The 4,685-nt window shown below is 73.5% G+C and carries 3 protein-coding genes; all 3 read right to left on the bottom strand.

What is annotated here, in order from left to right; all coding sequences use genetic code 11:
- Positions 1–74 precede the first annotated feature (74 nt).
- Entirely contained in the window at positions 75–1,019 is a 945-nt protein-coding gene (gene nudC, locus ACFW2E_RS33765; protein WP_384471799.1) for an NAD(+) diphosphatase, read from the bottom strand.
- 156 nt (positions 1,020–1,175) lie between these two features.
- Positions 1,176–2,579 (bottom strand): dipeptidase, encoded by a 1,404-nt coding sequence (locus ACFW2E_RS33760; protein ID WP_384471796.1) that lies wholly within the window; start codon positions 2,577–2,579, stop codon positions 1,176–1,178.
- 10 nt (positions 2,580–2,589) lie between these two features.
- Positions 2,590–4,685, bottom strand: a 2,096-nt coding sequence (locus tag ACFW2E_RS33755; protein WP_384471793.1) for a 3'-5' exonuclease, incomplete at its 5' end; no start/stop codon positions are given.

Below are 4,685 nucleotides of genomic sequence, written 5' to 3'. Positions count from 1 at the left end.
CGCGTCTGCCCGCCCCCCCCCCCTTCTTCGTGGGCCGGTTTCCGTGGGCCGGTCGGGCTTCGCGGGCCGCCCGGTCAGATGAAGCTGCGCGTCGGCAGCGGCTTGCCGTACCAGATCTCGATCAGGCGGGCCGCGATGGAGATGCCGTACGGGGGCAGCACCTCGCCGGACTCGAAGGCGGCGCCCAGCTCCTCGCGGGAGAACCAGCGGGCCTCGTGGATCTCGTCGCCGTCGACGTTGATGCCGGTCGAGGTGGCGCGGGCCAGGAAGCCGAGCATGAGGCTGGACGGGAACGGCCAGGGCTGGCTGGCGACGTACTCGACCTGGCCGACGGCGATGCCGGCCTCCTCGAAGACCTCGCGGCGCACCGCCTGCTCGATGGACTCGCCGGGCTCCACGAACCCGGCGAGCGTCGAGAAGCGGCCCTCGGGCCAGTGGACCTGGCGGCCGAGGAGGATGCGGTCGTCCTCGTCGGTGACGGCCATGATCACGGCGGGGTCGGTGCGCGGGTAGTGCTCGGCGCCGCACGCCGGGCAGCGGCGGATGTGGCCGGCCGCGGCGATGACGGTGCGCTCGCCGCAGCGGGAGCAGAAGCGGTGGGTGCGCTGCCAGTTCTCCAGACCGACCGCGTGCACCATGAGGCCGGCGTCGCGCGGCGGCAGCAGCAGGCCGGCCTCGCGCAGGCCCGCCGGGCGGGCGGACTGGTCGATGCGGCCGGGCAGGGCGTCCTTCTGGAGCGCGAAGTAGCTGGTGCCGTCCGTGTCGGTGCCCAGGAAGTAGCGGTGCGCCTCGGTGAGCGGGGCCTCGAAGGAGGGGGTCATCACGAGTTCGGTCCGGCCGTCCGCCGTCTCGTCGATGAGGACCTGGCCGCCGGAGACCACGAAGCAGCGGGTCGTGGGGTGGCTCCACGCCGCCGCGAGCCAGGCCTCGTCGAGGCGGTGGTGGGCTGCGCGGTCGATGCCGCTCGGGGCGGTGAGCGAGATGGGTCGTTCGGCGGTGTGGTCGGTCCAGGTGGTCACGGGTGCTTCCAACTCCCCCAGTGGAACGGTTCGTTTCGGCGGGCGGTTCAGCGGGCGGTACGGCAGGAGGGAACCGGGCCGGACTCGGGCGGGGCCTGCGGGGCGGTCCTTCCAGTGTGCCCCGCGCGCGGTGCCGCTCCGGACGGCGTGGGTCGGTCACGGCGCATGGCGCCAGTTCTCCGCGAGGTCGCCCCACAGGTAGGCGGAGGTCTCGACGCCCTTGAGGAGGAGGTCGAGCTCGACCTTCTCGTTCGGGGCGTGCCAGCCGTCGGAGGGGACGGAGATACCCAGGAACAGAACGGGCGCGCCGAGGACCTCCTGGAGGTCGGCGGCCGGTCCGGAGCCACCCTCACGGGTGAAACGCACCGGCCCCTCGAAGGCCCGGCCCATGGCGCGGACCACGGACTGCAGGGCGGGGTGGTCGAGCGGGGTCAGGCACGGGCGCGTGGCCGAAGCGAACGTGATCTCGTGCCGGATCCCGGCGGGCAGCTGGTCGTCGGCCCAGGCGCGGACGGCCTTCTCGATGTAATCGGGGTCCTGGCCTGCGACGAGCCGGAAGGACAGCTTGACCATGGCCGAGGACGGGATGATCGTCTTGCTGCCGGGGCCCTGGTAGCCGCCGCCGATGCCGTTGACCTCGGCGGTGGGACGGGCCCAGATACGTTCCAGGGTGGTGTGTCCGGCCTCGCCGTGGGTGGCGTGGGACTTGGCGGTGCGCAGCCACTGCCCCTCGTCGAAGGGCAGCTCGGCGAAGAGTTCGCGCTCGCGGTCGGTGAGTTCGACGATGCCGTCGTAGAAGCCGGGGACCGCCACGCGCGCGTGATCGTCGTGCAGGGCCGCCACGAGGCGGGCGGCGGCGGTCGCGGGGTTGGGCACGGCGCCGCCGAAGGAGCCCGAGTGGATGTCCTGCTCGGGGCCGTACAGCCGGATCTCGCACTCGGCCAGGCCGCGCATGCCGGTGCAGACGGTGGGGGTGTCCTCGGACCACATGCCGGTGTCCGAGACGATCACGGCGTCCGCGGCGAGCCGGTCTGCGCGAGCCTCGACGAGGTCCCTGAAGTTCGGTGAGCCGGACTCCTCCTCGCCCTCGATCAGGAGCTTGAGGTTGACGGCCGGGGTGGTGCGGCCGGCTGCGGCGAGATGGGCGCGGACGCCGAGTGTGTGGAAGAGCACCTGGCCCTTGTCGTCGGCCGCCCCGCGCGCGTAGAGCCGGTTCCCGCGGACGACGGGCTCGAAGGGCTCGCTGTCCCAGCCGTCCTCGCGGGCGGCGGGCTGCACGTCGTGGTGGCCGTAGACGAGGACCGTGGGGGCCCCGGGCTCGTTCGCGGGCCACTCGGCGAAGACGGCCGGTGCGCCCGGCGTCTCCCAGACCTCGACGACCGGGAAGCCGGTCTCCTTCAGTTTGGCGGCGAGCCAGTCGGCGCTGCTCCGTACATCGGGGGCGTGGTCGGGCTGGGCCGACACGGAGGGGATGCGCAGCCATGCGGCGAGGTCGTCGAGGAAGGCGTCGCGGTGCTGCTCGATGTACGTACGGACGGCGCTGTCCGGGGTCTGGCTCATGTCCACGAGCCTATCGGCCCGCGGGGGCATCCTTCTCGGGCGGTTCGTCACACTCGGGTTGTTCCGTGTGCCACTCCGGCTCCCCGAGAAGCAGCCGCTCCAGGGCGGCCCGGCCCGGCAGGCCCTGAGGCCGTACGACCTCGCCGCTTCGGACGTACAGAAAGGCGGCCGTGACCGACTCCGGCGGGACGCCGTGCTGCTCGGCCCAGGCGAGCCGGTAGACGGCGAGCTGCAAGGGGTCGGCGGCGCGGTGGCGGCTGGTCTTCCAGTCAACGATCTCGTACGTCGCGTCGTCCCCGTCGCCGTTCTTGTATACGGCGTCGATACGGCCCCGTACGACGCGGCCCGCGAGGGCGAGCTGGAAGGGGGCCTCGACCCGGTGGGGCGTTCGGTGGGCGTACTCGGTGCGTTCGAAGGCGTTCTTGAGTCCTTCGAGGTCGCGTTCGTCGGCGATCTCGGCCTCGCTGCCGGGCAGCTCGTCGGGCTCCAGCATGGGCAGCGTCAGTTCCTCGAACCGGGCTTCGACCCAGGCGTGGAACCGGGTGCCTCGACGCGCGGCCGGTTGCGGGGGGCGCGGCATGGGGCGCGCGAGTTCCTGCGCGAGCCCGTCGGGGTCCTCGGCCAGACGCAGCAGCTGGGAGGCGGTCAGTGCGGTGGGCAGGGGTACGTCCGTGACGCTCTGCCGGGCGCGCAGGAGCTCTCCGGTGAGCGCGTCGAGGTCGCGGTCCCAGGAGGCGATCGCTCGGGCTTCCTCGGGGGTGAGGCGCCGCGCCGCCGCGGGGTGGGGACGGGTGTCCGCCGGCACGGCGGGAGCGGTGGCCTGGTGCGGGACGGTGGGGCGGTCCGCGCTCCAGGAGTCCCAGTCGGCGCCTCCCTCTTCTCCGTAAGGGGCTTCGAAGTGCGGGTCCTCGTCGTCGTAGGGAGTGTCGTCGTCCGGTGGCGGGGGCCAGTCCGGGTCGTCGTAGGTGCCGGGGTCGTGGCCGGCCGCCGGTGGGGTGTTCTCGTGGGACGCGAGGAAGTCGAGATGGGCGAGGACGGTCTCGGCGGCCGCGCGGCGGCGGGCCAGGGCGGCGGCGTCCAGGGGCAGCGGCCAGGCCTGGTCCGCCGTCGACCGGTGCAGGGCCGGGTTCTCCTCGTCCTCCTCGGGCTCGTCCGCCCAGGCCTCGATCTCGCCGTACCCGGCGGCACAGTGGTCGTGCAGGGCCAGCAGGAAGTCGGACGGCCCGCGGGGCCTCTTCTGAGCGGGTCCCCACCAGTGGCCGGAGCCGAGGAGCAGGGAGCGGGGGCGGGTGAAGGTGACGTAGCCGAGGCGGAGCTCCTCGGTGTGCTGGTGCTCCTTCATGGCCTCGTGGAAGGCCTTCATGCCCCGGGAGTCCCAGGCCTCGACGTCGGGCAGGGTGGCGGCGTCACCGCGCAGGGCGTGCGGCAGCACCTTGGCCTGGGAGGTCCACTTCTCGCGGCCCTGGGTGCTGGGGAACGTGCCGGTGACCAGGCCGGGCACGGCGACGACGTCCCACTCGAGGCCCTTGGACTTGTGCGCGGTGAGCACCTTGACGGTGTTCTCGCCGCCGGGCAGGGCGTTGTCCAGGCCCTTCTCGTACTGGGCGGCGGTGCGCAGGAAGCCGAGGAACGCCAGCAGGGTGGCCTCGCCGTCGTTCGCGGCGAAGGAGGCGGCGATGTCCAGGAAGTTCGACAGGGTCTCGCGGCGCCGGGCCGCCAGTGCGTGCGGGGACGCCGCCAGCTCCACCTCCAGACCGGTGACGGCGAGGACGCGGTGCAGGACGTCCATCAGTGGATCGGCCAGGGAGCGGCGCAGTTCGCGCAGCTCGGTGGCCAGGCGGGCGAAGCGCACGCGCGCGTCCGGGGAGAACGGCAGCCCGTCGTCCCCTTGACCGTCGGCGCCGGACAGAGGTGTATCCAGAAACGTGTCGAGGGCGTCCGCGAGCGATATCACCTCGGACGGGTCGACCCCCTCGACGGCCTCGGCGAGCCGGCGGTCCGGGTCGTCGTCGCCGCCCCCGCGCGCGGGGGCCCCGCGCAGGCGGGCGCGCCGCCCGCGGAGGGCGAGGTCGCGTGGGCCGATGCGCCCGCGCGGGCCGGGCAGCA

Source organism: Streptomyces sp. NPDC058964 (genome assembly GCF_042741275.1).
Taxonomy (GTDB): domain Bacteria; phylum Actinomycetota; class Actinomycetes; order Streptomycetales; family Streptomycetaceae; genus Streptomyces.
This window is presented reverse-complemented; position numbering and strand designations above follow the sequence as displayed.

Excerpts from the sequence above, each read along its gene's own strand:
- ACFW2E_RS33760 (WP_384471796.1), bottom strand. The coding sequence starts at position 2,579 with ATGAGCCAGACCCCGGACAGCGCCGTCCGTACGTACATCGAGCAGCAC.